Origin of the sequence: Arthrobacter sp. 2MCAF14 (genome assembly GCF_052115645.1) — a bacterium.
Taxonomy (GTDB): Bacteria; Actinomycetota; Actinomycetes; order Actinomycetales; family Micrococcaceae; genus Arthrobacter.
Window position 1 is genome coordinate 144,034 of record NZ_JBFRHB010000006.1, and the last position, 19,937, is coordinate 163,970.

At 63.7% G+C, this 19,937-nt stretch carries 26 protein-coding genes and 1 tRNA gene; 14 read left to right on the plus strand and 13 right to left on the minus strand.

Annotated elements, in window-relative coordinates:
- Nucleotides 1-19 precede the first annotated feature (19 nt).
- The 4 genes from AB4074_RS07145 to AB4074_RS07160 all read left to right on the plus strand — a co-directional run bounded on the left by AB4074_RS07145 (nt 20) and on the right by AB4074_RS07160 (nt 2,938).
- Nucleotides 20-673 (plus strand): bacterial proteasome activator family protein, encoded by a 654-nt coding sequence (locus AB4074_RS07145; RefSeq protein ID WP_441412751.1) that lies wholly within the window; start codon nt 20-22, stop codon nt 671-673.
- Nucleotides 674-681: 8 nt separating this feature from the next.
- Nucleotides 682-1,134, plus strand: a complete 453-nt coding sequence (locus AB4074_RS07150; RefSeq protein WP_441412752.1) for a hypothetical protein — start codon at nt 682-684, stop codon at nt 1,132-1,134.
- A gap of 117 nt (nt 1,135-1,251) precedes the next feature.
- Nucleotides 1,252-2,091 carry an aldo/keto reductase gene (locus AB4074_RS07155; RefSeq protein ID WP_441412753.1) on the plus strand — a complete coding sequence of 280 codons (840 nt, stop codon included), beginning with the start codon at nt 1,252-1,254 and terminating at the stop codon, nt 2,089-2,091.
- 268 nt (nt 2,092-2,359) lie between these two features.
- Nucleotides 2,360-2,938, plus strand: coding sequence for a VanZ family protein (locus tag AB4074_RS07160; protein WP_441412754.1), 579 nt, complete (start codon nt 2,360-2,362; stop codon nt 2,936-2,938).
- Between the two features lie 249 nt (nt 2,939-3,187).
- Here the strand turns inward: AB4074_RS07160 and AB4074_RS07165 are convergent, their stop codons facing one another.
- From AB4074_RS07165 to AB4074_RS07180, 4 genes are all read right to left on the minus strand, one after another.
- Nucleotides 3,188-3,667, minus strand: coding sequence for a DUF7793 family protein (locus AB4074_RS07165; RefSeq protein WP_441412755.1), 480 nt, complete (start codon nt 3,665-3,667; stop codon nt 3,188-3,190).
- Between the two features lie 212 nt (nt 3,668-3,879).
- Nucleotides 3,880-4,056, minus strand: coding sequence for a CsbD family protein (locus AB4074_RS07170; protein ID WP_236815163.1), 177 nt, complete (start codon nt 4,054-4,056; stop codon nt 3,880-3,882).
- A 380-nt stretch (nt 4,057-4,436) separates the two neighbouring features.
- Nucleotides 4,437-4,943: a hypothetical protein gene (locus tag AB4074_RS07175; protein ID WP_441412756.1), complete on the minus strand. Its 507-nt coding sequence runs from the start codon at nt 4,941-4,943 to the stop codon at nt 4,437-4,439.
- 45 nt (nt 4,944-4,988) lie between these two features.
- Nucleotides 4,989-5,507 (minus strand): hypothetical protein, encoded by a 519-nt coding sequence (locus AB4074_RS07180; RefSeq protein ID WP_441412757.1) that lies wholly within the window; start codon nt 5,505-5,507, stop codon nt 4,989-4,991.
- Between the two features lie 165 nt (nt 5,508-5,672).
- Here AB4074_RS07180 and AB4074_RS07185 point away from each other — a divergent pair, with 165 nt between their 5' ends.
- The 5 genes from AB4074_RS07185 to AB4074_RS07205 all read left to right on the plus strand — a co-directional run bounded on the left by AB4074_RS07185 (nt 5,673) and on the right by AB4074_RS07205 (nt 8,155).
- Nucleotides 5,673-5,954 carry a type II toxin-antitoxin system Phd/YefM family antitoxin gene (locus AB4074_RS07185; protein WP_441412758.1) on the plus strand — a complete coding sequence of 94 codons (282 nt, stop codon included), beginning with the start codon at nt 5,673-5,675 and terminating at the stop codon, nt 5,952-5,954.
- Nucleotides 5,951-6,220 (plus strand): type II toxin-antitoxin system RelE family toxin, encoded by a 270-nt coding sequence (locus AB4074_RS07190; RefSeq protein ID WP_441412759.1) that lies wholly within the window; start codon nt 5,951-5,953, stop codon nt 6,218-6,220. The genes AB4074_RS07185 and AB4074_RS07190 overlap by 4 nt, the downstream gene beginning before the upstream one ends.
- Before the next feature lie 92 nt (nt 6,221-6,312).
- The gene (locus AB4074_RS07195) at nt 6,313-6,996 is read left to right on the plus strand and encodes a hypothetical protein (RefSeq protein ID WP_441412760.1); all 684 of its coding nucleotides are present in this window, start codon (nt 6,313-6,315) and stop codon (nt 6,994-6,996) included.
- Nucleotides 6,997-7,028: 32 nt separating this feature from the next.
- Nucleotides 7,029-7,580 (plus strand): hypothetical protein, encoded by a 552-nt coding sequence (locus AB4074_RS07200; protein ID WP_441412761.1) that lies wholly within the window; start codon nt 7,029-7,031, stop codon nt 7,578-7,580.
- 8 nt (nt 7,581-7,588) lie between these two features.
- Complete coding sequence (locus AB4074_RS07205) at nt 7,589-8,155, plus strand: GNAT family N-acetyltransferase (RefSeq protein WP_441412762.1); 567 nt, start codon at nt 7,589-7,591, stop codon at nt 8,153-8,155.
- Nucleotides 8,156-8,228: 73 nt separating this feature from the next.
- Here AB4074_RS07205 and srmL read toward each other — a convergent pair whose 3' ends face one another.
- The 4 genes from srmL to AB4074_RS07225 form a co-directional block, all read right to left on the minus strand.
- Complete coding sequence (srmL, locus tag AB4074_RS07210) at nt 8,229-9,347, minus strand: PheS-related mystery ligase SrmL (protein ID WP_441412763.1); 1,119 nt, start codon at nt 9,345-9,347, stop codon at nt 8,229-8,231.
- A gap of 192 nt (nt 9,348-9,539) precedes the next feature.
- Nucleotides 9,540-10,217: a hypothetical protein gene (locus AB4074_RS07215; RefSeq protein ID WP_441412764.1), complete on the minus strand. Its 678-nt coding sequence runs from the start codon at nt 10,215-10,217 to the stop codon at nt 9,540-9,542.
- A 282-nt stretch (nt 10,218-10,499) separates the two neighbouring features.
- Nucleotides 10,500-10,910 (minus strand): hypothetical protein, encoded by a 411-nt coding sequence (locus AB4074_RS07220; RefSeq protein ID WP_441412765.1) that lies wholly within the window; start codon nt 10,908-10,910, stop codon nt 10,500-10,502.
- Nucleotides 10,911-11,071: 161 nt separating this feature from the next.
- Nucleotides 11,072-11,144, minus strand: a tRNA-Thr gene (locus AB4074_RS07225).
- A gap of 222 nt (nt 11,145-11,366) precedes the next feature.
- Between AB4074_RS07225 and AB4074_RS07230 the strand changes: the two genes are divergently transcribed.
- Nucleotides 11,367-12,110: an HAD-IA family hydrolase gene (locus AB4074_RS07230; RefSeq protein WP_441412766.1), complete on the plus strand. Its 744-nt coding sequence runs from the start codon at nt 11,367-11,369 to the stop codon at nt 12,108-12,110.
- A gap of 278 nt (nt 12,111-12,388) precedes the next feature.
- On the opposite strand, the gene AB4074_RS07235 is transcribed toward AB4074_RS07230, so the two are convergent.
- Nucleotides 12,389-12,700: a hypothetical protein gene (locus AB4074_RS07235; RefSeq protein ID WP_441412767.1), complete on the minus strand. Its 312-nt coding sequence runs from the start codon at nt 12,698-12,700 to the stop codon at nt 12,389-12,391.
- A gap of 14 nt (nt 12,701-12,714) precedes the next feature.
- On the opposite strand from AB4074_RS07235, the gene AB4074_RS07240 reads away from it, so the two are divergent.
- On the plus strand, nt 12,715-12,951 hold the full coding sequence (locus AB4074_RS07240; protein ID WP_441412768.1) for an endonuclease domain-containing protein: 237 nt from the start codon (nt 12,715-12,717) through the stop codon (nt 12,949-12,951).
- A gap of 26 nt (nt 12,952-12,977) precedes the next feature.
- Here AB4074_RS07240 and AB4074_RS07245 read toward each other — a convergent pair whose 3' ends face one another.
- From AB4074_RS07245 to tmk, 3 genes are read right to left on the minus strand one after another with little or no spacing between them, the layout of a single operon-like run.
- Nucleotides 12,978-14,579 (minus strand): alpha/beta hydrolase, encoded by a 1,602-nt coding sequence (locus tag AB4074_RS07245; RefSeq protein WP_441412769.1) that lies wholly within the window; start codon nt 14,577-14,579, stop codon nt 12,978-12,980.
- A 49-nt stretch (nt 14,580-14,628) separates the two neighbouring features.
- Complete coding sequence (locus tag AB4074_RS07250; RefSeq protein ID WP_441412770.1) at nt 14,629-15,777, minus strand: DNA polymerase III subunit delta'; 1,149 nt, start codon at nt 15,775-15,777, stop codon at nt 14,629-14,631.
- Nucleotides 15,774-16,454, minus strand: a complete 681-nt coding sequence (tmk, locus tag AB4074_RS07255; protein ID WP_441412771.1) for a dTMP kinase — start codon at nt 16,452-16,454, stop codon at nt 15,774-15,776. The genes AB4074_RS07250 and tmk overlap by 4 nt, the downstream gene beginning before the upstream one ends.
- Before the next feature lie 138 nt (nt 16,455-16,592).
- Between tmk and AB4074_RS07260 the strand changes: the two genes are divergently transcribed.
- Together AB4074_RS07260 and AB4074_RS07265 are read left to right on the plus strand one after the other, a co-directional pair.
- Complete coding sequence (locus AB4074_RS07260; RefSeq protein WP_441412772.1) at nt 16,593-17,777, plus strand: trans-sulfuration enzyme family protein; 1,185 nt, start codon at nt 16,593-16,595, stop codon at nt 17,775-17,777.
- Nucleotides 17,778-17,787: 10 nt separating this feature from the next.
- Entirely contained in the window at nt 17,788-18,126 is a 339-nt protein-coding gene (locus AB4074_RS07265; protein WP_441412773.1) for a DUF2516 family protein, read from the plus strand.
- Between the two features lie 76 nt (nt 18,127-18,202).
- Here AB4074_RS07265 and AB4074_RS07270 read toward each other — a convergent pair whose 3' ends face one another.
- The gene (locus AB4074_RS07270; protein WP_441412774.1) at nt 18,203-19,015 is read right to left on the minus strand and encodes a class I SAM-dependent methyltransferase; all 813 of its coding nucleotides are present in this window, start codon (nt 19,013-19,015) and stop codon (nt 18,203-18,205) included.
- A 129-nt stretch (nt 19,016-19,144) separates the two neighbouring features.
- On the opposite strand from AB4074_RS07270, the gene AB4074_RS07275 reads away from it, so the two are divergent.
- Nucleotides 19,145-19,891, plus strand: a complete 747-nt coding sequence (locus AB4074_RS07275) for a phosphoglyceromutase (RefSeq protein ID WP_441412775.1) — start codon at nt 19,145-19,147, stop codon at nt 19,889-19,891.
- Nucleotides 19,892-19,937 lie beyond the last annotated feature (46 nt).

The following is a 19,937-nucleotide window of genomic DNA, read 5'->3' on the forward strand; positions in this document are numbered from 1 at the left end:
CCCGTGAGAGTATGAACGCATGAGCGATCAGGACGACACTCAACCCAGTGGCGAGAGTTTTGACGACATCCCGGTGGAGGGCACAACCTTGGACGCTGGCACGGCACGGAGCACATCGGAAGCGGGTCCGCAGGCCGACGGGAAACCTGGCGTCAAGAAGGGCAGCACCCTGCAGGACCTCGTCGACGAACCGGCCAAGGTCATGCGGATCGGCACCATGATCCGCCAGCTCCTCGAAGAGGTGAAGAGCGCACCCTTGGACGAGGCAGCCCGCGGACGCCTTGCAGCGATCCACGAACGCTCCATCAAAGAGCTGGAAGAGGGCCTCGCACCGGAACTAGTGGAAGAGCTCGAGCGCATCAGCCTCCCCTTCCCTGAACACGCCACGCCCTCTGACGCCGAACTACGGATCGCGCAGGCCCAGCTCGTCGGTTGGCTCGAAGGGTTGTTCCATGGAATCCAGACCGCCATTGCTGCCCAGCAGGCAGCCCGGGAGCATGCTGTTGCCCAGTTGCAGCTTCGCCAGCTCCCGCCCGGAACCATGATCGCCCCGGGCGTCGTTATTGGCGAAAATGGTGAGCCGCAGCGTGCCCGCCTTCCCGGCAAGGAAGCGGAACCCGACAAACCTTCTCGCGTTGAAGACCCGGACCGACACCCGGGTCAATACCTCTGAGCGCTGGGTTGGGATTCTTTGGGGCCGTCCGACAGGGACGGAAGGATGACGCTGAACTTGGCAAAGGACTGTGGCGCCGTGCCCACGATCGCTTCCATCGCGGCCTTGACCGGTACCACCAAGTGCTTGAAGGCGTAGGAGACGAACAGCTTTACGTCGAACTCGTGGCCATTGCGAACGAACTGGCGGACTTGTCGTCCAGGGTGCGTGCGATCTGCGTGGAGGCCCAACTCCAGGCGCCCAGTGATGGGCTGGACATTCCTGGTTCGCTCGCGGGCGTCCATCGCGCGCTGTCCAAAGCGGGGAACTCTCTTGCCACCACGGCGGAGGCGGCCGCGATGCTGCGTCTCGCCGTCGGGCCCGTTCCTGTAGGAGCCGTTTCGGTACGACGACGCGCTGAAGCCGTTTACGAACATGTCGAAGAAGCCGAACGCCTGCTGAGGGCCAAAGCCGGCTCGTAGGCTTTTGGCGATTTAGGTGCAGACGCGTCTATTCCCACATAACAACTATTAAGCGCCTAGCTTAGAGGGGCCGGAATCCGTAGCCACCCGGTGTGCGCGGCTGGCAGGATGGAAGCCATGACTTCGTCACCGAACCTTACTTTTAACGACGGCAACTCCATCCCCCAGCTCGGCTACGGGGTGTGGCAGGTTGAGGACGATGTAGCCGAAAAGGTAGTGCGTCAGGCCTTCGACGCCGGCTACCGCCATATCGATACCGCCAAGATCTACGGCAACGAGGCAGGCGTGGGACGCGCCATCGCATCCTCCGGCCTCAAGCCCGAGGAAATCTTCATTACCACCAAGCTGTGGAATGCGGACCAGGGCTACGAGTCCACGCTCGCGGCTTTTGAAGAGTCCATGAACCGCCTCGGCCTGGAAACCCTGGACCTGTATCTGATCCACTGGATGCAGCCGAAGCAGGACAAGTTCGTGGACACCTGGAAGGCGCTCATTGAGCTCCAGAAGCGCGGACGCATCAAGTCCATCGGCGTCTCCAACTTCAGCAAGGAAGGCCTGCAGCGCCTGATCGACGAGACCGGCGTTGTTCCGGCGATCCACCAGATCGAACTGCACCCGTTCTTCAACCAGGCCGAACTCCGGGAGTTCGCTACGGCACGCGGCATTTTGACCCAGGCCTGGTCGCCCCTCGGGCAGGGCGGCGAGCTCCTTGAGAACGCCACTATCGCCCAGATCGCTGCCAAGTACGGCGCCACCCCGGCGCAGGTGGTTATCGCCTGGCACCTGGCGATCGGCAACGTCGTGATCCCCAAGTCCGTGACGGAGTCCCGGATCCAGGAGAACTTCGCAGCCCTTGGCGTCACCTTGGATGAGGCCGACATTGAGGCCATCAACGGCCTGGACCGAGGCGCCGAAGGCCGCATCGGACCGGACCCGGCAGTCTCAGACTTCGAATAGTTCGCAACTCGCGTCGTTTCTCAACTCGCGGAGTTTCACAACGGGAAGACCCTGCACCTAACAGGTGCGGGGTCTTCTTGGATTAATCGGGGGATTTGGCGACGAAGTCGCGCCGTGCCCGGATCTTTGGCGTGTTGCTGAACCCGGCATCGTCACGGTGGCTCCATGCTGCCTGGATCCGCGGTCGGCCACGTTGCGCTCCTCGGTGGCGGTTGTCGATTCCAAGTCTCACAGGAGCACGACAAGCTCCCTATGTACAATCCTGTGGATGCGTGTACAACCGAAACCCACCGCGGTCACGGATGATGTGCCGAGCTGGCGACTCACAACGAAACGGGCGAAAGCGGAGACCGTGGCCATCTTCGCCGGCTTCGCCCTCTACGCGGCCTTCGGGCTTAAGCTGCTTCTCTTCTCTCGTGTACCGGGTTCGGAGCGTTCGATCAATCTCATCCCGTTCGCAAGTATCGCGGAATACGCGTTCAGCCACTCTCCCGGGACCGAGAGAGTGGCGTTCGCCAACGTCGTCGGGAACATCTTGATCTTCATCCCGCTGGGAGTCTACGCATCGTGGCTCCGACATCGGGCGGCCGCATGGCTGACCATGTTCACGGTCGCCTCGGTCAGCGTGGCCGTAGAGATCATCCAGGGTGTGTTCGCGGTTGGAGCATCTGACATCGACGACGTGATCCTGAACTGTGTCGGAGGACTCATCGGAATGCTGGCACTCTGGCTGCTCTCCGCGATCCTGCACGAGCGATCCCGAGTACGGACCGCGATGGCCGTGTTGTCACTGCTTTCAATGCCCGTCTGGTGCTACTTCTTATTCATCATCCGACTACACATGTGAGCACAACCCGCAGTTCCCCGCACAGCAGAGCGGCCCCTTTACGTGTCGGCAACCTTGGGGACGGCCGTGTACTTCGAAGACGTCCTGGTCGGCAAGTATGGCGACTTCGTTGTCCACACCGGGAGCGCTTAGGTCCGCTCCACACGAAGCGGTCCGCTTCACACGAAGCGGTCCCTGATGAGTTTGAACGCCGTGCTGGTGCCGCACTTCGCGGCATCAGCACGGTAACCCGATGATGTCCGGTGCCTCTCAGCCCTTCGGAAGTTCCGGGACTCGCTCGGCACGCAGTTCGCGCAACCACCCCAGGGCTTCTGGTTCGTCGGAGAAATACCGGGTCGGGCACTGCGGTGCGGGGAGTCCATGCCTGCCGTGGGCAATGACACGGTCCACGGGCGTGCTGCCCAGGATCGCAAAGGCCGTGATGGTGGCGGCCTCACTGAAGAATCGGACGGCGTCGCGGCTGACGGACTCGACGCCGATGACCTGCAGCAGCACCGCGGCGCCCGTCCCCGTCAGAGCCAGGTATCTCTCCCGGACAAGCGCTCCGTCCTCTGCGGTGATCCGGCGGCCCGGGCGCAAAGTGATCCGGAGTACCCCTTCACCCGTGTCCTCAACCCTCACATTTTCATGGTCTGAACTGAACCACGCCCCACCGCCGTCCGCGTCGGAAGCGGTGCTCACCTCTGCGTGAAGGTGTAATTCGCCCTCGGACTGTACCAGCGTCGTCATCAGATCCCCCAGATGTGATTCCGCTGCAACCCCATTGACGCAGCTCCCGGATCAGCAAGAGCCGGGTGCGGATCACAATACCGGTGAGGACGCCCGGCGTCCATGAATAGTGAGTGTGCGGAGTGTTTTCGCTCGAGTGACCTCCGGAATCAAGTAGCGGGCACAGCGAGGGGCGCACCCCGATGGGATGCGCCCCTCGCTAGACGGTCAGGTCAGTCCTTCTTGAAAGCGTCCTTGACCTTCTCGCCGGCCTGCTTCAAATCGCCTTTGGCCTGGTCGGCCTGGCCTTCCGCCTTCAGGTTTTCGTCGCCTGTGGCGTTACCGGCAGCTTCCTTGCCCTTGCCGCCAGCCTTCTCGGCAGCGTTCTCAATCTTGTCGCCTAGTCCCATGGTGTTTCCTCCTCTGGTTCGGCAGCCGATCGATCCGGCCGTTACTACATACTAAGCATGCTTCGGGTTTGGATTTCAAGTCCGGTCCGGCTACCCGATGACGGGCTCTCGTGCACTGGTTGGACTCGACGAAGTTGCCGTCACCCCGGGGACTCCGCTCGTCGAGAGTCCCGGCTCGGGCCGCCGGGCCCAGAAGAACACAAAGAAGAATCACAACGCGGAGAACACGATGGTGGCCTGGACGAGAAACAAATCGGATCACACGAAGGGCGAGGGGCGCAGCCCGGAGTCCTCTTAATATGCCTGCCCAACCGCCACCAAAAGCTTTCCGCTCCGGGTTCACGGCTATCGCGTTGCCGGATGGGTGCGGGCGTGTTTGGTCAGAGGACTTTCACGGGGATGAGGTCGTAGGTATTGTCGCAGCCTCCGCGCGGCGCCGTGTGCTCGATCCCGTACAGATGGTCGGAGATGGAATGGTCAGGCTTGACGGCGACGATGTGCATCCGGGCGCGCGGTACCGGGGCGTTGTCGGGCTGGACGAACGGGGGCGCCTGAGGAACCATCAACCGTCCGTTGCTGTCACGGGTGACCTTCACCGGATCACAGCGGTCGTTGACTCCGAAGCAGGCGGAGACAGTCGTGCCGCCAGGGAGGCCGGAGAGATCAAGCTCGACCGGGCCCAGGTTGACGAAGCCGACGGCGGGGCACACTTCCGGGTGTAGTCGGACGCAGGAAGAGCAAGCACCACCGCCGGAAGCATCGCCAACATTAGTCCTGGAAGTCCCCTGGTCTTCATAGCGTCGGCGTAATGCTGTCGGAGGAAACAGCAGGATCCCGGTCAGGGAAGAGACCGGGCGGGGAGTGTCGGCAGCGAGGAGCGAACGCAAGACAGGGAGTCTGGCCCCTGACGGTGGTCAGCGCGCGCCGCGGGACTACCGGGCCGGGACTTTCTTGAGCCGAAGGATGCCGACAGTCCAGAGGCTGACTACCGCGTGCAGCGCGGCCCATGCGATTTTCACCGGATCAAACAGGGGCCCGTCGATGAACACCATTGTCAGCACGATTGACGCCGCGGAGACCACAATGGCGGCGATCAGTGGTGAACGGGCTGTTCTTTTTAGGGTGGCGATGTTCCAGATCCCGATGGCCACACCCCCTATGGACACCACGCCGAAGCCCAAGGTAACGGCGAAGACGTAGGCGATCCACTCTGCCGGGGGTTCTACCCCTGAACCAGCCATGTCCCGTAAGTGTCCGATACCCGTCGCGGCCCTCGTGACGGTAACCCAGCAGGTGAGCAACCCCGAGACCAACTCGAAGAGCCCCAACCAAAAGCGCCAGTGCCGTGATCTCATCGCGCCGTGGCGGGTAAGGACGGGAGCGTCGGCTGTCCGCGATGGCCGCACGTCGAGCCGCTCTACGGCATCGGACTGGTCGGTCTGCGACTGCATGTCTTGGCCCATGTGGGGTCCCCCTCGCGTGCGGCGGAGGGCGTCCCCGCGCGCTCCCAACCGGGAGTCTACCTTGACCCATAAGAGCAATCGGGACGGAGCGTCATAACTTCCCATAACCGCATGTCCAAATAGACACTAGGCAATTGCGCTAGAATTATGTACATGACAACCCTTCCAGTTGCAGAGGCCCGGTCGCATTTCTCGCGGATCGTGGAACAGGCATCGTCCACGCATGAACGATTCGAAATCACCCGGAACGGCACACGTGCCGCGGTCCTCCTGGGCGCCGACGATTACGACGCCATGATCGAAACGGTGGCGGTATTGTCCGACGCGAAACTCGTCAAGGATATTGGCAAGGGGTTGAGGGAACTGGATGGCGGAGAAACCTTCACCATCGACGAGGTCAAGGCGGACATGCGCACGACCAAGCACGGGGCATGAGCCCTCGTTATGAGGTCAGATTCTCCAAGTCGGCGAAGCGGGCTCTAACCCATGACCTGCCAGAGAAGGTTGCAGCTGCGGCCTTTGAGTTCATCACGGGCGCGCTGAGTGAGAACCCTCAACGAGTGGGTAAGCAGTTGCACGAGCCGCTGTTCCCCTTGTATTCGGCCAGACGAGGAGATTACCGCGTCATCTACCGGATCGTGGAGGACGTCGTACTGATCGAGATCGTCTCGATCGCGCATCGCCGTGACGCCTATCGATAGGACGAACTTGCGGCTTCCCGGAAGGCCGATGTACCTGGGATCCATGCCGAGGCGGTATTGCCAACCACTCGTGACCCGCGCACAATCGGCAAGTGAGATTCGATGGAGTGCTCCCCGAAGACGCACCTGACCCTCGCCACGAGCAGGCCAGGCGTCTGGAACTGATGCCGATCCCCATCATGGGACTGGCACCCCAGCCATCGCTGGAAGATCCGGATATGGTCGGCATCCAGTACGGGCAGGATCCCCGCGGATACAACGAGATGTCGGCGAGCATCACCTACACGCTGTGGCGCAAACCCGCTGACCATTCCGACCCGATAAACCTGGCCGAGCTCGACGAGCAGACGCGAAGGTCGATCGAAGACGTTCCGCGTTGGCCGCGGCCGGCTTGGCTGGTTGAAGGGGTTCAACGGATGCGATACCCCCAGTTGTGGGAGGCCGTGCGGACCACCTGGCACCGCGACACTTCCGAACGCTCGTCCCCGGCCAGGGTCCTGGCCGAACACATGAACCATATCCTCATCAATCGCTACCGGCGCGAATGGCCGGGAGGCATTGCCTGGGACCGATACGCGGGGGACATCGGAGGTCGTCCAGCCAACCGTGAGGTGGCAGTTTGGATTGACGGGGTCGAAGTGCAGGGTGTGGAGATCGACACGGACCCCTTCGTGTACGGCGTTGGAGCGTCCCTCGGACAGGGCGGGGTTTTGACGACCGTCCTCCCACGCGATGAGCTCGGCTACATACGCATTGAATTCGCGAAACGCCCGTAGGCTGGGGGGACATCCATAGCAAGGGGATCAGGATGAAGCTTCCACGCACTTTGGCTGCGGTCGCCGTGCTGCTCGGGTTGGCCCTTTGCGGGTGCCAGGCGGCACCCGGGCCGCCCACACCGGGACTGACCTCAGCGGTGCCCAGCCCGCCGTCGGCCGAGCTCGCGGCCATGATTCAGACCGCCGTCGAGGATCGTAATAGCACCGTTCTCGACACTCTGCAGGCCCCGCGCCTCGCCGACAGGCAGACTACGGCCGCCTGCGGGGCCAAGCGTGGTCGGGACCTGCCGGTGGTGGAGCGTTCGAAGGCTCGATTCAGGTCAGCAGGCTTCTGGTATACGTCCTTTTCGACAAAGGTCACTGTGGAGTCGATCGAGGTGACCGGTTCGACGGCGAACGTCCACTTCAAGGAACAGACCGAGGAATACCTTGCCTCGACGGCGAATGGGCCGAGCAGCGTCCCGTCAGGCTACTCGTCGCCGCAGACCGCGACGTTCCGGGCATCCGCGGACGGATGGCAACTCGACAGCATCGACCTTTCCGAGCATGGGGGCGGTTTGCCGATGTCCATCGTCGAGAGCTGAGAAAGGAAATGCAGACGACGATCCGGGTTGTCAGGCACAGCCATCTTCTTCGCGGAACCATTGAGGGCCTTCGATCCCTGTTCGACGCCGAATATTACGAGACGTTCGGCGTATGGGATCCTGACTGTCCCTACGGGTATTCGCCCGCCGATGTCCATGTCCTCGCCACCAATAGTCTGGGCATCATCGGGCATGTCGGATTCCAGAGGAGGCTGATCGACGTCGGCCCCACCGAGGTCCCAGTGGGCGGCACCGGCGGGGTACTTGTAGCACCCCGAGCACGCGGAACAGGACTCGGCACGCTGCTGATGGGCCGCGCCCGGGAGGCCATGGAGCCCGCTGGCGTGGATTTCGGCTACCTCGGCTGTCATGAAGACTTGGCGACGTTCTACGAGTCCTGCGGCTGGCGGCGTATCCGAGTGCGAGAGCGGTGCCTTTCACGATTGGACGGAACCACGGTCATCGAATCCGCAGATACTCCGATCCTGATCTGCTCCGCCGCTAAGACCACCGCATCGTGGTCCGCCGGACCGATCGACCTTCGGGGAACCCCTTGGTTGAACACCTGGGATTAGGATCCTGACGGGGTGCTCCGGTTGCCGACATATCCCGCGATGCTCGCATCATTTGGCGTGAACCGCGCAGGCTCTAGCCTACGATGAGCTCCTTGACCGGCCCCTCGTGCAGGGCAAGGTACACATCGTCCCGGATCTGGTTGGCTTGGGGATCCGTCATGGTCCGGGTGAGGGGACGCAGTACCAAACGTATAAGGGCGTTGGCCTGTCCGTCGCGGATGCGGAGCCGTCCCCGGGCTGCCGCGGGAAGCTCTCCATATGAATTCAGTGCCAGGAGTTCGACGCCTTCCAGTTCTTCGGCTTGTTCGCCTAAGGCTGTCCGCACCCGGTCTCCGAGCACTTCGGCGTCCAAATCCGCGGCAACGACAATGGAAATGTCCCTCCGGATCGAGGGCATCTGGGAGACCGGTTTCCATCGGGAGAGGTCCAGCATCTGCTGTTCGATTCTCTTGTCCATGGCCCTGAGCAACCTGATGTCGGGGATGCCTTTGCGGAGCATCAGGGCCCGGTCCAAACCCATCCCTAAAGCCAGTCCCGACCACCTTGCGGGATCCAGGCCGGCTTCGGAGAACAGATGCGGAGTGATAAGCCCGCACTCCGCCAGTTCGAGCCATTCTCCTTCCATGAGGACATCGACCTGCAGGCCCTCCCTGGTGTAGGGGTGAACGGCCGGAACTGCGCGCCATTGCGCCCCAGGGAGGACCGCTTGCACGAGGGCGGCGATCATTTCCCGCAGGTCACCGGCGTCGAGGGGTTCCCGAGAGCTGACGCGCCACAAATCGACCTGGTGTGGCGTGCCCACGTGGGTGCGGTCGATCGAGTCGCGCCGGTAGACAAGACCGGGGACGGCCCAGAGCTCGTCGGTGGATTCGTCTGGATCCAATGCCCGCAGCAGGGATGGGATGGAAGCCGAAGTATGGCTGCGGAGCATCACTGTAGGACTGACGTAGCGGGAGTATCTTTGATCCCTGGTCACGTCCGATTCGTTGAACCCCAGACGGTCGTAGTTGTCGGCCACGCTCACCAGAGGGCTGTGTCGAACAATCCGTTCAGGCACACCCCATTTGCTGCCGAACGCGTCGATGACTCCTTGCAAGAGTGTCTGCATTGCATGAGGGCCGCCGTCCGGATTTGAGAGATCCCGGATGGTCAAAGCATCGTTGAGTTCTGAGGGACTGAGATAAGCGGGCATTGCTGGTCCTTATGTTCGGATTTGAGTAGCGGGTTGGTCCCCGACTCAAATCCGGCGCCAGGACCTAGGCGCGCGCCTCAGAGCCCTCGCGACCGGACCCCGGTCGGGGGCAAGTAAATCGACGCATGGAGAGCATGGGGTGACTATACCCCAGCTGCCGACACTGATCGTCGGCGTCAGCGCTTCGCGCAGCTACAAACCGAGGTCTTTGACCGCAGTGACCCAGTTGTGGGCGATCGCCTCCTGGGCAGCTGACAGGGCGACCTTGTGAGCGCAGATGGCCCTGTGCAGAGTGTTCTCCACCGCGTCTTTCGGGTTTGTGGTGCCCGTGGCGCTCGACTTGTTCGGCTCAGGCCACAGATTCGACACGGAGTTTGTGCCGCCGAGCTCCAGGCTGATCAGGTGATCGTATTCCGTGGTCTTCATTGCGACCTGGCCGTATTCGCGCAGGCTCTCGGCCTTCACCTTGTCCGTGTTCGAAGCGGGCGGGCGCACCGTGGCCGTATAGCCGCTCATGCATATCGTCGAGTCGATGTTCTCCTGGGTAACCGCGGGATCTGTGGCCCCTGGAGTGCAGGCGGGGTCTGGCAGGTACTCGCCAGTAGTGGCGTCGACCACTTTGGCGGAGCACTGTCCGGCGCCAAGCTGCTCGTCGGTCGCGACGACGCCGGGGGAGTGGATGGACTTCACGGCTGCCGCCGCCGCACCCGAGGGTGCGCTGCCAGAGGCCGCAACCGCCTGGGGAACTGCCGGCGACGCGGGCTTGGTCATCGCCTCGGCGGCGGAGTGGGCCCCCTGCTGGCATCCACCCAGGGCCAATGCGGCAAAGAGGAATGCGGCGGGCAGGGCGAGGCGATAGCGGAAGTTCATGACCCTCAGGTGTTCGGGAGCTCGGAAGTCTGTCCCCCGGAAAGGGGAACGACAAGCGGAAGCTAGTAGCTCCCGCCCATCTTTTCTATCCTGTTGGCTGGACTTCGCAGCGACCGGCGCGCCGGGAGCTGGCTGTTCTGGTCTTCACCGCAGCCTTTCTCCTGGGTGCCCCCCGAATCGTCGGCTGGCGGCCTGGTCGTGGGGCGGGGCGCTATCGGTTCCTCCAAGTCCAAATGTGGACTTGCAGAAAGCTGGAGTTACCGGATGGACCGGCCGGTCGGATCAGTAGACCTTCACCGGGATGAGGTCATAGGAGTTGTCACAGCCTCCGCGCGGCGCAGTGCGCTCGATCCCGTAAAGCTGATCGGAGATGGAGCGGTCCGGCTTGGCGGCGACGACGCGGATCCGGGGAAGCGGTACCGCAGCGTTATCTGGTTGCGCGAACGGTGGCGTCTGCGGAACCATCCACCGGCCGGAGCTGTCGCGGGTTACCGGAACCGGGTCACAGCGGTCGTTCACTCCGAAGCAGGCGGACACTTTGGTTCCAGCCGGGAGCCCTGATAGGTCAAGTTCGATCGGGCCCAGGTTGACGAAGCCCACGGCGGGGCACGCGGTCGGGGTGCATGCGGACGCAGAGAGCACTAGCGCAGGGAGCAGCGTCAGCAGCAGCACTGGCAGCGTCCGGGTCCTCATGGCGTCAGCCTAGCGCTGCCGGAAGGGAACGGCAGCGACCAGGCCAGGGATCTGACCGGCGCGAAGTAGCGGGACTCTGGCCCCGGCAAAGAGGGCCATAAGAGGCCCTGAACCTCGGAAAAAGAAGCCCCGCCAAATCCGTGGAATGGCGGGGCTTTTCGAGCTTCCTATCAGAATCGAACTGATGACCTTTTCATTACGAGTGAAACGCTCTACCGACTGAGCTAAGGAAGCACCGCGTTATCGGCCGGGTACCGGCTGAATCACGCAAGATACAACTGTAATAGAGTCACCTCGTCCGGGTCAAAACAGCCCCGTGCGGAGCTACCCCGGCGCAGTTGTTGCGGAATTCACCCGCTCGTCGCGCCGGGTTCAGGCCGCCGTCGTGGACCGGGGGCAAGCTGGGCGGACTAACGTGGCCGCACGATTTCGGTCATCAACCAGCGAAGGGGCGCCATGAGCATGGACAGCGGCAAGAGGATCAACGCGGACGACGCCGGGGCACATCGTGCGCAGCGGCTCCGGCTTGCTGTCTTGGACATGGTGGGCACCACGATTACCGACGATGGTCTTACAGAGCGTGCTATGTCCCTCGCCCTGCAGGAGACCGGCGTCGAGCCTGGTTCGCCCCGCTTCGAAAGCATGCTCGGCTACGCCCGGGACACCATGGGCTTTTCCAAGTTGACCGTTTTCAGCCACCTTTTTGAAGAAGCTCAACGGGCCGAGAGCGCCAACAAGGCTTTCGAACGCGCCTACGACGATCTGATTGCCGACGGCGGCGTCCGGGCTATTCCAGGCGCCGAGGAAACCATCGACTGGTTGCGGGACTCCGGCGTGAAAGTCTGCCTGGCTACGGGCTTCGGCCGGCACACCCAGAACATGGTGCTTGAGTCGCTGGGGTGGATGGGGAAGGCGGATCTCAGCCTGTGCCCCGCTGACGCCGGCCGAGGTCGCCCTTATCCGGACATGATTCTCACGGCCGTGTTGGCTCTTGACCTGGACGATGTCCGTGAGGTCGTCGTCGTGGGGGACACAAGCTCGGATATGTTGTCCGGTGTTCGCTCCGGCGCCTCCGCCGTGGTGGGCGTGCTCACTGGCTTCCACTCCGAGGCGGCTTTGCGCGCGGCCGGCGCCACCGCCGTCGTGCCCTCAGTCAAGAACCTTCCCGCGCTGCTGGAGCCCCGCGCCGCACGGCTCTAGCGCCGGGCCTCATAGCTGCCCTTCGTGCACGGGGAGGTGTGGCCATGCGCAGGGACCTCCTCAACGCTGGAGTCGGCGCTTGGCAGCTCAGAACTGCGGCACGGCTGGGCGGGGTTGTGGTTCCGTATCGCGGCGTTGTGGCCTTGGCGGGCGCACCCCCGGAATTCGCTGAGGCCTTTCGGCACGGATGTGTCCTCACCTGCATTTCGGCTGCCCCACACTATGGACTTTGGCAACTTCATCCTGCCACCGAGCTCCATTTGGTCTGCGGTAACGGACTACCGCGCGACGGCGTGGTGCTGCACCGGAGCGCTTCGTTGCCACCCTTGCCGGGCCGACCGGTGGCAGCTCTCGCCGATGTGCTGATACATGCCTTGCGATGCAGGCCTCCAGCTGAAGCGCTGGTCATGGTGCAATGTGCTGTTGCGCGTGGCGACATAACCGTGGAGTTCCTGCGCAGAAAGCTGCGCGGCAACCGGAACGGCCGGGCGAGGGACGTCCTTGGTTTCGTATGCTTGAGAGCCGATTCGCTGCTTGAACCCCTGGCGGCCATGTACTTCCAGCAGGCTGGAATCGCGTTCGTGCAGCACGTGGAACTGCCCGCGTGGGGGAGGTCGATTTCGTCGTCGAGCGCTTCTTGGTCCTTGAGCTGGACGGCAAGACTCATTTCGAACCCAGGGCCATCAAGAGGGATCGACGCCGGGATAACACTTCTGTCGCCGGCGGCTTCACTGTGTTGAGGTACTTCTACGAGGACGTTGTTCACTACCCGGAGGCAATGGTCGCGGAAGTGCTGGCCGCCATCCGGGCCCATCATTCCGGGCTACGCCTCAACAAATGACCACCTTTGCGAGCACAGCGCCCAGCTCAGCACATGGTCCCGTCCGAAGGCGCCTTTCCATCCACGAAGTAGTTGTCCACGGCGTCGGACACGCATTGGTTGGAGCGGCCGTAGGCGGTGTGGCCTTCACCCTTCCACGTCACGAGGGAAGCATTGCCGAGTTGTTTGCGCAGCGAACCAGCCCAGGCGACAGGCGTTGCGGGGTCCCCAGTGGTGCCGATGACTACAATCGGCGCACTGCCGGTGTACTTCACGGGAGCAGGCGTGTGCACCGGCTTATAGGGCCAGTCCTTGCAGTTGATGCCGGTGTAGGAGAAGTAATAGCCGAAGGTGGGGGAGAGTTGCTTCAATCGGGCTTCTTCGGAACGCATCCCGGCCGTATCCGTGACCATGGGGTAGTCAAGGCAGTTGATGGCGTTGAACGCGAACGAGGTGTTTGACGTGTAGGTGCCGTTCGGGTCCCGGTCCGCGCCGAAGTCGGCAATCCGGAGCATGAGCGACACGTCGCCCTTGAACGCGGCCACCAGAGCCTGGGTCAGGACAGGCCACGATTCGTTGTCGTAGAGCGGGGTGAAAATACCGCTGACGAACGTAGCCCCGGTGACAAGCCGTCCGTCTTTGGCGCGTTTGGGATTCTGCTCGACGTCGGCGATGAGGTTCTGGATCTGCTGCACGCCATTATCGACGCTGCCGGTCATGGGGCATCCGGACTTTGCCTGGCAATCCGCCACGTAAGTGCGGAGCTCCTTTTCGAACGCCTCTGCCTGCCCCGCGGTGAGGTCCTCGTTGTTGAGGGACGGATCCACTGCGCCGTCCAAAGCGAGCTTGCCGACGTTGTTCGGGAACAATGACGCATAGGTGGCGCCGAGGGCGGTTCCGTAGGAGAAGCCAAGGTAGTTGAGTTTTGCGTCGTTCAGCACTGCGCGGAGGATGTCCATGTCCTTGGCGGAGCTGGCGGTGTCGATGTGCGGCAGGGCGGGCCCGGACTTTTCCACGCACTGGGCATTCATGGCCTTCGTGTCGGCCAGCGCCGCGGCGACGCCCTGGTCAGTGTCGTAGTTGTAGACCTTCTCGCGGGAAGCGTCCCGCTCGGCATCGCTGAGGCACGTCACCGGCGCCGACCGCTTGACGCCGCGGGGATCGAAGCCCACCAGGTCGAAGCTGGACCGCAGCTTGCTGGTGAAGTGCGTTTTCGCCGCGTCCCTGACGAAGTCATAGCCTGAAGCGCCGGGGCCGCCGGGATTCACCAGCAGCGAGCCTTTCTTCGTGCCCTGGCTCTGGAGCCGGATGGCAGCGATGGAGATGCTGCCGCCATCGGGTTTTGCGTAGTCCACCGGTACTTTGATGTTGGCGCACTGGAATCCCTGCTCACAGGACGTCCAGTTCACTCTTTGGGAGTAGAAGCTTTCCAGTCCTGCCGGCGCTGCGGCTGCGATGGACGCGTCCGGGGTGCTGACGTTACCGGACCCGTTGCTGGCGCCATCATTGGGCGCCGGTACCGAGAACACGCAGCCGCTCAGCAGCAGGCTCGCGGTGACCGTGGCAGCCACTGCCGCTGCAGCCCGCCGCAGTGAGGGGAACCGTGTCCTGGAACTGGACCCGGCGGGCCGGCGTCGTGCGGGGGTCATGCGTTTCTCCTCAGGCTGGGGAAGCGTGCTGTATTTCTAAACTATCCGGCTATTGCTGAATCAGGCTGCTCGCCATGGACTCGACGGCCAACAGTGGTGCCACGTTGGTCGTGGTGATCCGCACTCGCGCCTTGTTGATGGCATCCATGCGCGCCAAGGTGATCTCTGGCGTGGAGCTGGCTGCGTAGGCGTCCAGTTCACTCCTGAGTTCAACGTTGACCAACTCCACAGCGTTCCCCAGCTGGATGACCAGGACGTCCCGGTAGAAGGACAGCAGATCCGTCAGGGTACGGTCGAGGGAATCTGTGATGGAGCGCTTGGCGCGCCGTTTCTGGTCGTCCTCAAGCTGCCTCACCTGGCTGCGCATCGACGGCGGCAGGGTGCCCGACTCCGGAGCGCCCAGGCTCGCGAGCAGGGCGACCTTCTCGGCGGCGTCGCGTTCGTCGTTGGAGCTGTTGGCCTCATCCGTTGCGATCTTGACCAGCTTTTCGGCCATCATCACGGCAGCAGTGACGCCCCGCAGGCCCAGCGGGAAACGGACAGTCTCCATCCGGCGTTCCCTGGCTTCCGGATCGCGGGCCAGCCGACGCGCAATTCCGATGTGGCTTTGGGCTGCGCGGGCGGCCCTGTCCGCAATGGCGGGGTCGACGCCGTCGCGCTTCACCAGCAGGGCGGCGACGTCGGCAGCCGGTGGAATCCGGAGGCTCACCGGGCGGCAACGAGAGCGGATGGTGACCAGCACATCGGCGGGCGACGGCGCGCACAGCATCCAGATGGTCCGGGGCGTCGGTTCTTCGATGGCCTTGAGGAGCACGTTGGTGGTGCGTTCGGCCATGCGATCCGCGTCTTCCACCACGATGATGCGCCAACGGCCGGTCGCCGGCCGGTCGCCGGCCTTGGACACCAACTGGCGGGCTTCGTCGATGGTGATGGTGACCTTCTCCGTGCGGACAAAGGTCACGTCGGAGTGGGTTTCGCCTAGGATGGTCCGGCACGATGCGCATTCGCCGCAGCCGCGAAGTGCGACGTCGTCCTGTTCGCAATTCAATGCCGCGGCGAATGCCTTGGCCGCGTTGGAACGGCCTGACCCCGGCGGTCCGGTGAACAACCATGCGTGCGTGAGGCCTTCGCCTTGGGCGGCGGCGCGCAGTTGTGCGACGACGGGCGCCTGGCCATGGAGCTCGTCCCAGACGCTCACGCGCGGCTCCCGAGCAAGTCCTGCACACTCCGGAGGATCTGCGCGGCGAGGTTTTCGACGGCGTCCTTGGCGGGCAGCACGAGGTACGTCTCCGGGTGGGCCTCCGCCAGTTCCAGGAACGCCGCACGGATGCGGGCATGGAAATCGTCCGGTTCCGACTCGAGCCGGTCCTCGGCAGCGTCTCCGGCAGTTCTGCGGTCCCGGCCATCGCCCGGGTGGACGTCCAGGAGTACTGTCAGGTCCGGCTCGAGGCCTTCGGTGGCCCATTCGTTGAGCCGCCTGACGTCGACGGTCCCGAGGTCCCTGCCGGCACCCTGGTAAGCGACGGAGGAGTCGATATAGCGGTCCGTGATCACCACAGAACCCTGCGCCAAGGCCGGGCGGATGACCTGGCTTGCGTGGGCAGCCCGGGATGCGGCGAACATCAGGGCTTCGGTCCGGGGGTCGATAGTGCCGTGGCCGTGGTCCAGCACCAAGGAACGCAGCTTCTCGCCGATCGGCGTGCCCCCCGGCTCGCGGGTGCGCAGCACCGAAAAGCCGAGGGACTCAAGCGATGCAGCCAGGCGGGCGGCCTGCGTGGACTTGCCGGCGCCATCCCCGCCCTCGAAGGCGATGAAGAGTCCTGGGCGCTGGTCCGGCGTAGGGCTCTGGTCCTGCTTGAGGCGCTGCGTAGTCACGGATCTAAGCGTACAGAGGAACTCTGACAGTGCCCGACGTCGGCGCTTGCCCACCTGCGCGGGACCGAACCTGCCGCTCGACGGGACGGAGCCGTAACACCTTTCCAACGCCCGCGCCCCGCGCCGTAGGCTGGGGCAATGAGTCTTTCCCGAGAACATGCCGCAGATCTGTCCCCTGACACTGTGGTGGTGGCGGCAGGCCGTCCCGAACGAAGCCATGACCAACCCGTCAACCCGCCCATCGTTCTGTCCTCCACGTATTTCGGCACGGGAGCACTGAGCGACGGCGACCGCGGCTACGGACGCTATGCGAACCCCACGTGGGATCCGTTCGAGGAAGCACTGGCCCAGCTGGAGGGCGCCGAGCTGCCGGGCTTGCTCTACGCCTCGGGCTTGGCCGCAGTGAGCTCCGCGTTGTCGCTCGTGCCTGCCGGCGGTGTCCTGGTCATGCCCACGCACAGCTACGCAGGATCGCTCGTCATGGCCACCGAACTCGCCGCCAAGGGCATCCTTGAACTGCGGACCGTTGATATCGCGGACACAGACGCCGTTAAGGCGCAGCTCGCCCCCGCCGATGGAATACCCGCCAGCATGCTGTGGATTGAAAGCCCCACCAACCCCATGCTCGGCATCGCCGACGTACGGGCACTGGCCACCGCCGCCCATGAAGCCGGCGCCATCGTGGTCACGGACAACACCTTCTCCACGCCGCTCGTTCAGCAGCCCCTCAGCCTGGGCTCCGACGTCGTGCTCCATTCGGTGACCAAATACCTGGCTGGACACTCCGACGTCGTACTCGGCGCTTTGGCGACCTCGAATGCGGAGCTGCGCGCGGAACTCCTGCACCACCGGATCATCCACGGCGGCATCGCGGGCCCCTTCGAGGCGTGGCTCGCGCTCCGAGGCCTGCGCACGCTGGCACTCCGGATCGAGCGCTCGCAAGCTTCTGCCGCGACGTTGGCCGAGCGGCTGAGCACCCACCCGCGCGTCGAGTCGATCCGCTTCCCGGGCCTGTCCACCGATCCCGGCCATGAGCGTGCCAAGTCCCAGATGAAGGGGTTCGGCTCCATCCTGTGCATCCAGTTGGCCGGAGACGGAATCCGCAGCGGTGCCGACGCAGCAGATCAACTGGTTCGTGCATTGCGGTTGTGGATCCCCGCGACGTCGCTGGGCGGGGTCGAATCCCTCATCGAACGCCGACGCCGGCACACCGCCGAACCGCTCAGCGTGCCGGACAACCTGATCAGGATGAGCGTCGGGATCGAGAACGTCGAAGACCTCTGGGCGGATTTGGAGCAAGCGCTCAAGTCGCTTGACCGCTAGGCTTGTGGGCGTGGACGGAAAAGTTTTGATTTCAAACATCCAGAATGGGATTTGGTTCATTCTGGGACTGGTTGCCTTCGCTTTGGAGCTGTGGGCGCTGGTCGATTGCCTGCGCCACAAACCCTCGTCCTTCGAAGCCGCATCCAAGCGCACCAAGACCTTCTGGCTGGCCCTGACCGGCGTCGCCGCGGTGATCGGCGGCCTCTCCCTCCTCGGTGGCGGCGGTGGCTTCGGCATCTTTGGCATCGCAGCCGTCACGGCAGCGTGTGTCTATTTGGCGGACGTCCGTCCTGCGGTGAAGGAAATCGGGAACAGCGGCCGGAACCAGGGGCCGTACGGTCCCTGGTGATCCCCACCGGCTCCCAGCCTTCGCAAGCTCAGGCCGGGGCCCTCGCCGGTGTGGGCCCAGGCCCGCCCGCGGCCAACTAAGCCGGGGCCACCGCTGACCAGTCGACGGTAAGTTCACCCAGGCGCCAGCGCGACGTTCCGTCCTGAAGGGGCCAACCGGCGTCGCGCATTGATTGGCACATAGCGGTCCACCGCTGCTTGCTGCCAAAGGACGCGAGCGGTGCGGCTTCCAACCAGGCCTGGTCCAGCGCATTCAGGAAAGCATGAATGCGTTCCCCCGGGATATTGCGGTGGATGAGTGCCTTGGGCAGGCGTTCGGCCACGTCGGAGGGCAGTTCGAAACCGCCGAACCGCATGGACAGGCTCAGGCTCAGCGGCCCGTTTGGATCCAACGCAACCCACGTCACCTTGCGGCCGATTTCGTCACACGTACCGTCGATGAACAATCCCTGCGGTGCCAGCCGCGACTGCACCAGCGCCCAGATCCCGGCCACATCCGATTCCTCGTATTGCCGCAGCACGTTGAAGGCCCGCACCAACACGGGATTGCCTGGAACAGGAACCTCGAAACCGCCCACGTGGAAGCTGAGCCCGGGCCTTTCCAGGGATTTCGCGACCCGGACGCGCTCGGGTTCGATCTCGATCCCGCACACGCGGACATCGGGGCGGACTGCCTGCAGCCTTTCGAAGAGTTCGACGGCGGTGGCCGGGGAAGCGCCGTAGCCTAGGTCCACTACCAAGGGGTCGACGGCGGAGCGTAGCCGCCATCCCTGCGGACCTGCCAACCAGCGGTCCAGACGGCGCATGCGGTTGGGATTGGTGGTGCCCCTGGTGATGTTGCCGACGGGTTTACCGCGCCTTCCCTGCACCCGCTCCGCTTTTTGCACCACCGTCCCACTTTATCCTCCAACGCGGGGTCACTTACGGCCCATCCGGCCCTCAAACATCGGCGCTAAGTGACCCCGCGTTGCGACGTAACGCCCGGCAACAGCTAGGCATGATCGCTTAGGATGAAAACCATGACTTACAAGCTGATTCTGCTGCGCCACGGCCACAGCGACTGGAACGCCAAGAACCTGTTCACCGGCTGGGTGGACGTCGACCTGAACGACCAAGGCCGCGAGGAAGCAGCGCGCGGCGGAGAGCTCCTGGTCGAGAACAACATTCTCCCGGACATCCTGTACACCTCCCTGCTCAAGCGGGCCATCAACACGGCGAACATTTCCCTGGACAAGGCCGACCGCGGCTGGATCCCGGTGAAGCGTGACTGGCGCCTCAACGAGCGTCACTACGGCGCGCTGCAGGGCAAGGACAAGGCCCAGACCCTCGCCGAGTTCGGTGAAGAGCAGTTCATGGAATGGCGCCGCAGCTACGACACCCCGCCGCCCGCGCTCTCCGATGACAGCGAGTTCTCCCAGGTGAGCGACGTGCGTTACGCGGGCCTCGGCGACGCACTGCCGCGCACCGAGTGCCTCAAGGACGTCCTGGTCCGTCTCCTGCCTTACTGGGAGTCAGACATCAAGGAAGACCTCAAGGCTGGCAAGACAGTCCTGGTCACGGCCCACGGCAACTCCCTGCGCGCTCTCGTCAAGCACCTGGACGGCATCAGCGACGAAGACATAACCGGTCTGAACATCCCCACAGGCATCCCGTTGGTCTACGACCTGGACGAGAACTTCCAGCCGATCAACCCGGGTGGAACCTACCTCGACCCTGAGGCTGCGGCAGAGTCCATCAAGGCTGTAGCTGCCCAAGGCAAGAAATAAGTCTTTGAGCGAACGACGGCGGCCGGCCCACCTTGCGAGGTGGGCC

Bases quoted from the DNA above. Each gene is read 5' to 3' on its own strand.
- AB4074_RS07145 (WP_441412751.1), top strand. From the start codon at position 20: ATGAGCGATCAGGACGACACTCAACCCAGTGGCGAGAGTTTTGACGAC.
- AB4074_RS07155 (WP_441412753.1), top strand. From the start codon at position 1,252: ATGACTTCGTCACCGAACCTTACTTTTAACGACGGCAACTCCATCCCC.
- AB4074_RS07160 (WP_441412754.1), top strand. From the start codon at position 2,360: ATGCGTGTACAACCGAAACCCACCGCGGTCACGGATGATGTGCCGAGC.
- AB4074_RS07165 (WP_441412755.1), bottom strand. From the start codon at position 3,667: ATGACGACGCTGGTACAGTCCGAGGGCGAATTACACCTTCACGCAGAG.
- AB4074_RS07170 (WP_236815163.1), bottom strand. From the start codon at position 4,056: ATGGGACTAGGCGACAAGATTGAGAACGCTGCCGAGAAGGCTGGCGGC.
- AB4074_RS07180 (WP_441412757.1), bottom strand. From the start codon at position 5,507: ATGCAGTCGCAGACCGACCAGTCCGATGCCGTAGAGCGGCTCGACGTG.
- AB4074_RS07185 (WP_441412758.1), top strand. From the start codon at position 5,673: ATGACAACCCTTCCAGTTGCAGAGGCCCGGTCGCATTTCTCGCGGATC.
- AB4074_RS07190 (WP_441412759.1), top strand. From the start codon at position 5,951: ATGAGCCCTCGTTATGAGGTCAGATTCTCCAAGTCGGCGAAGCGGGCT.
- AB4074_RS07200 (WP_441412761.1), top strand. From the start codon at position 7,029: ATGAAGCTTCCACGCACTTTGGCTGCGGTCGCCGTGCTGCTCGGGTTG.
- AB4074_RS07205 (WP_441412762.1), top strand. From the start codon at position 7,589: ATGCAGACGACGATCCGGGTTGTCAGGCACAGCCATCTTCTTCGCGGA.
- srmL (WP_441412763.1), bottom strand. From the start codon at position 9,347: ATGCCCGCTTATCTCAGTCCCTCAGAACTCAACGATGCTTTGACCATC.
- AB4074_RS07215 (WP_441412764.1), bottom strand. From the start codon at position 10,217: ATGAACTTCCGCTATCGCCTCGCCCTGCCCGCCGCATTCCTCTTTGCC.
- AB4074_RS07220 (WP_441412765.1), bottom strand. From the start codon at position 10,910: ATGAGGACCCGGACGCTGCCAGTGCTGCTGCTGACGCTGCTCCCTGCG.
- AB4074_RS07230 (WP_441412766.1), top strand. From the start codon at position 11,367: ATGAGCATGGACAGCGGCAAGAGGATCAACGCGGACGACGCCGGGGCA.
- AB4074_RS07245 (WP_441412769.1), bottom strand. From the start codon at position 14,579: ATGACCCCCGCACGACGCCGGCCCGCCGGGTCCAGTTCCAGGACACGG.
- AB4074_RS07260 (WP_441412772.1), top strand. From the start codon at position 16,593: ATGAGTCTTTCCCGAGAACATGCCGCAGATCTGTCCCCTGACACTGTG.
- AB4074_RS07275 (WP_441412775.1), top strand. From the start codon at position 19,145: ATGACTTACAAGCTGATTCTGCTGCGCCACGGCCACAGCGACTGGAAC.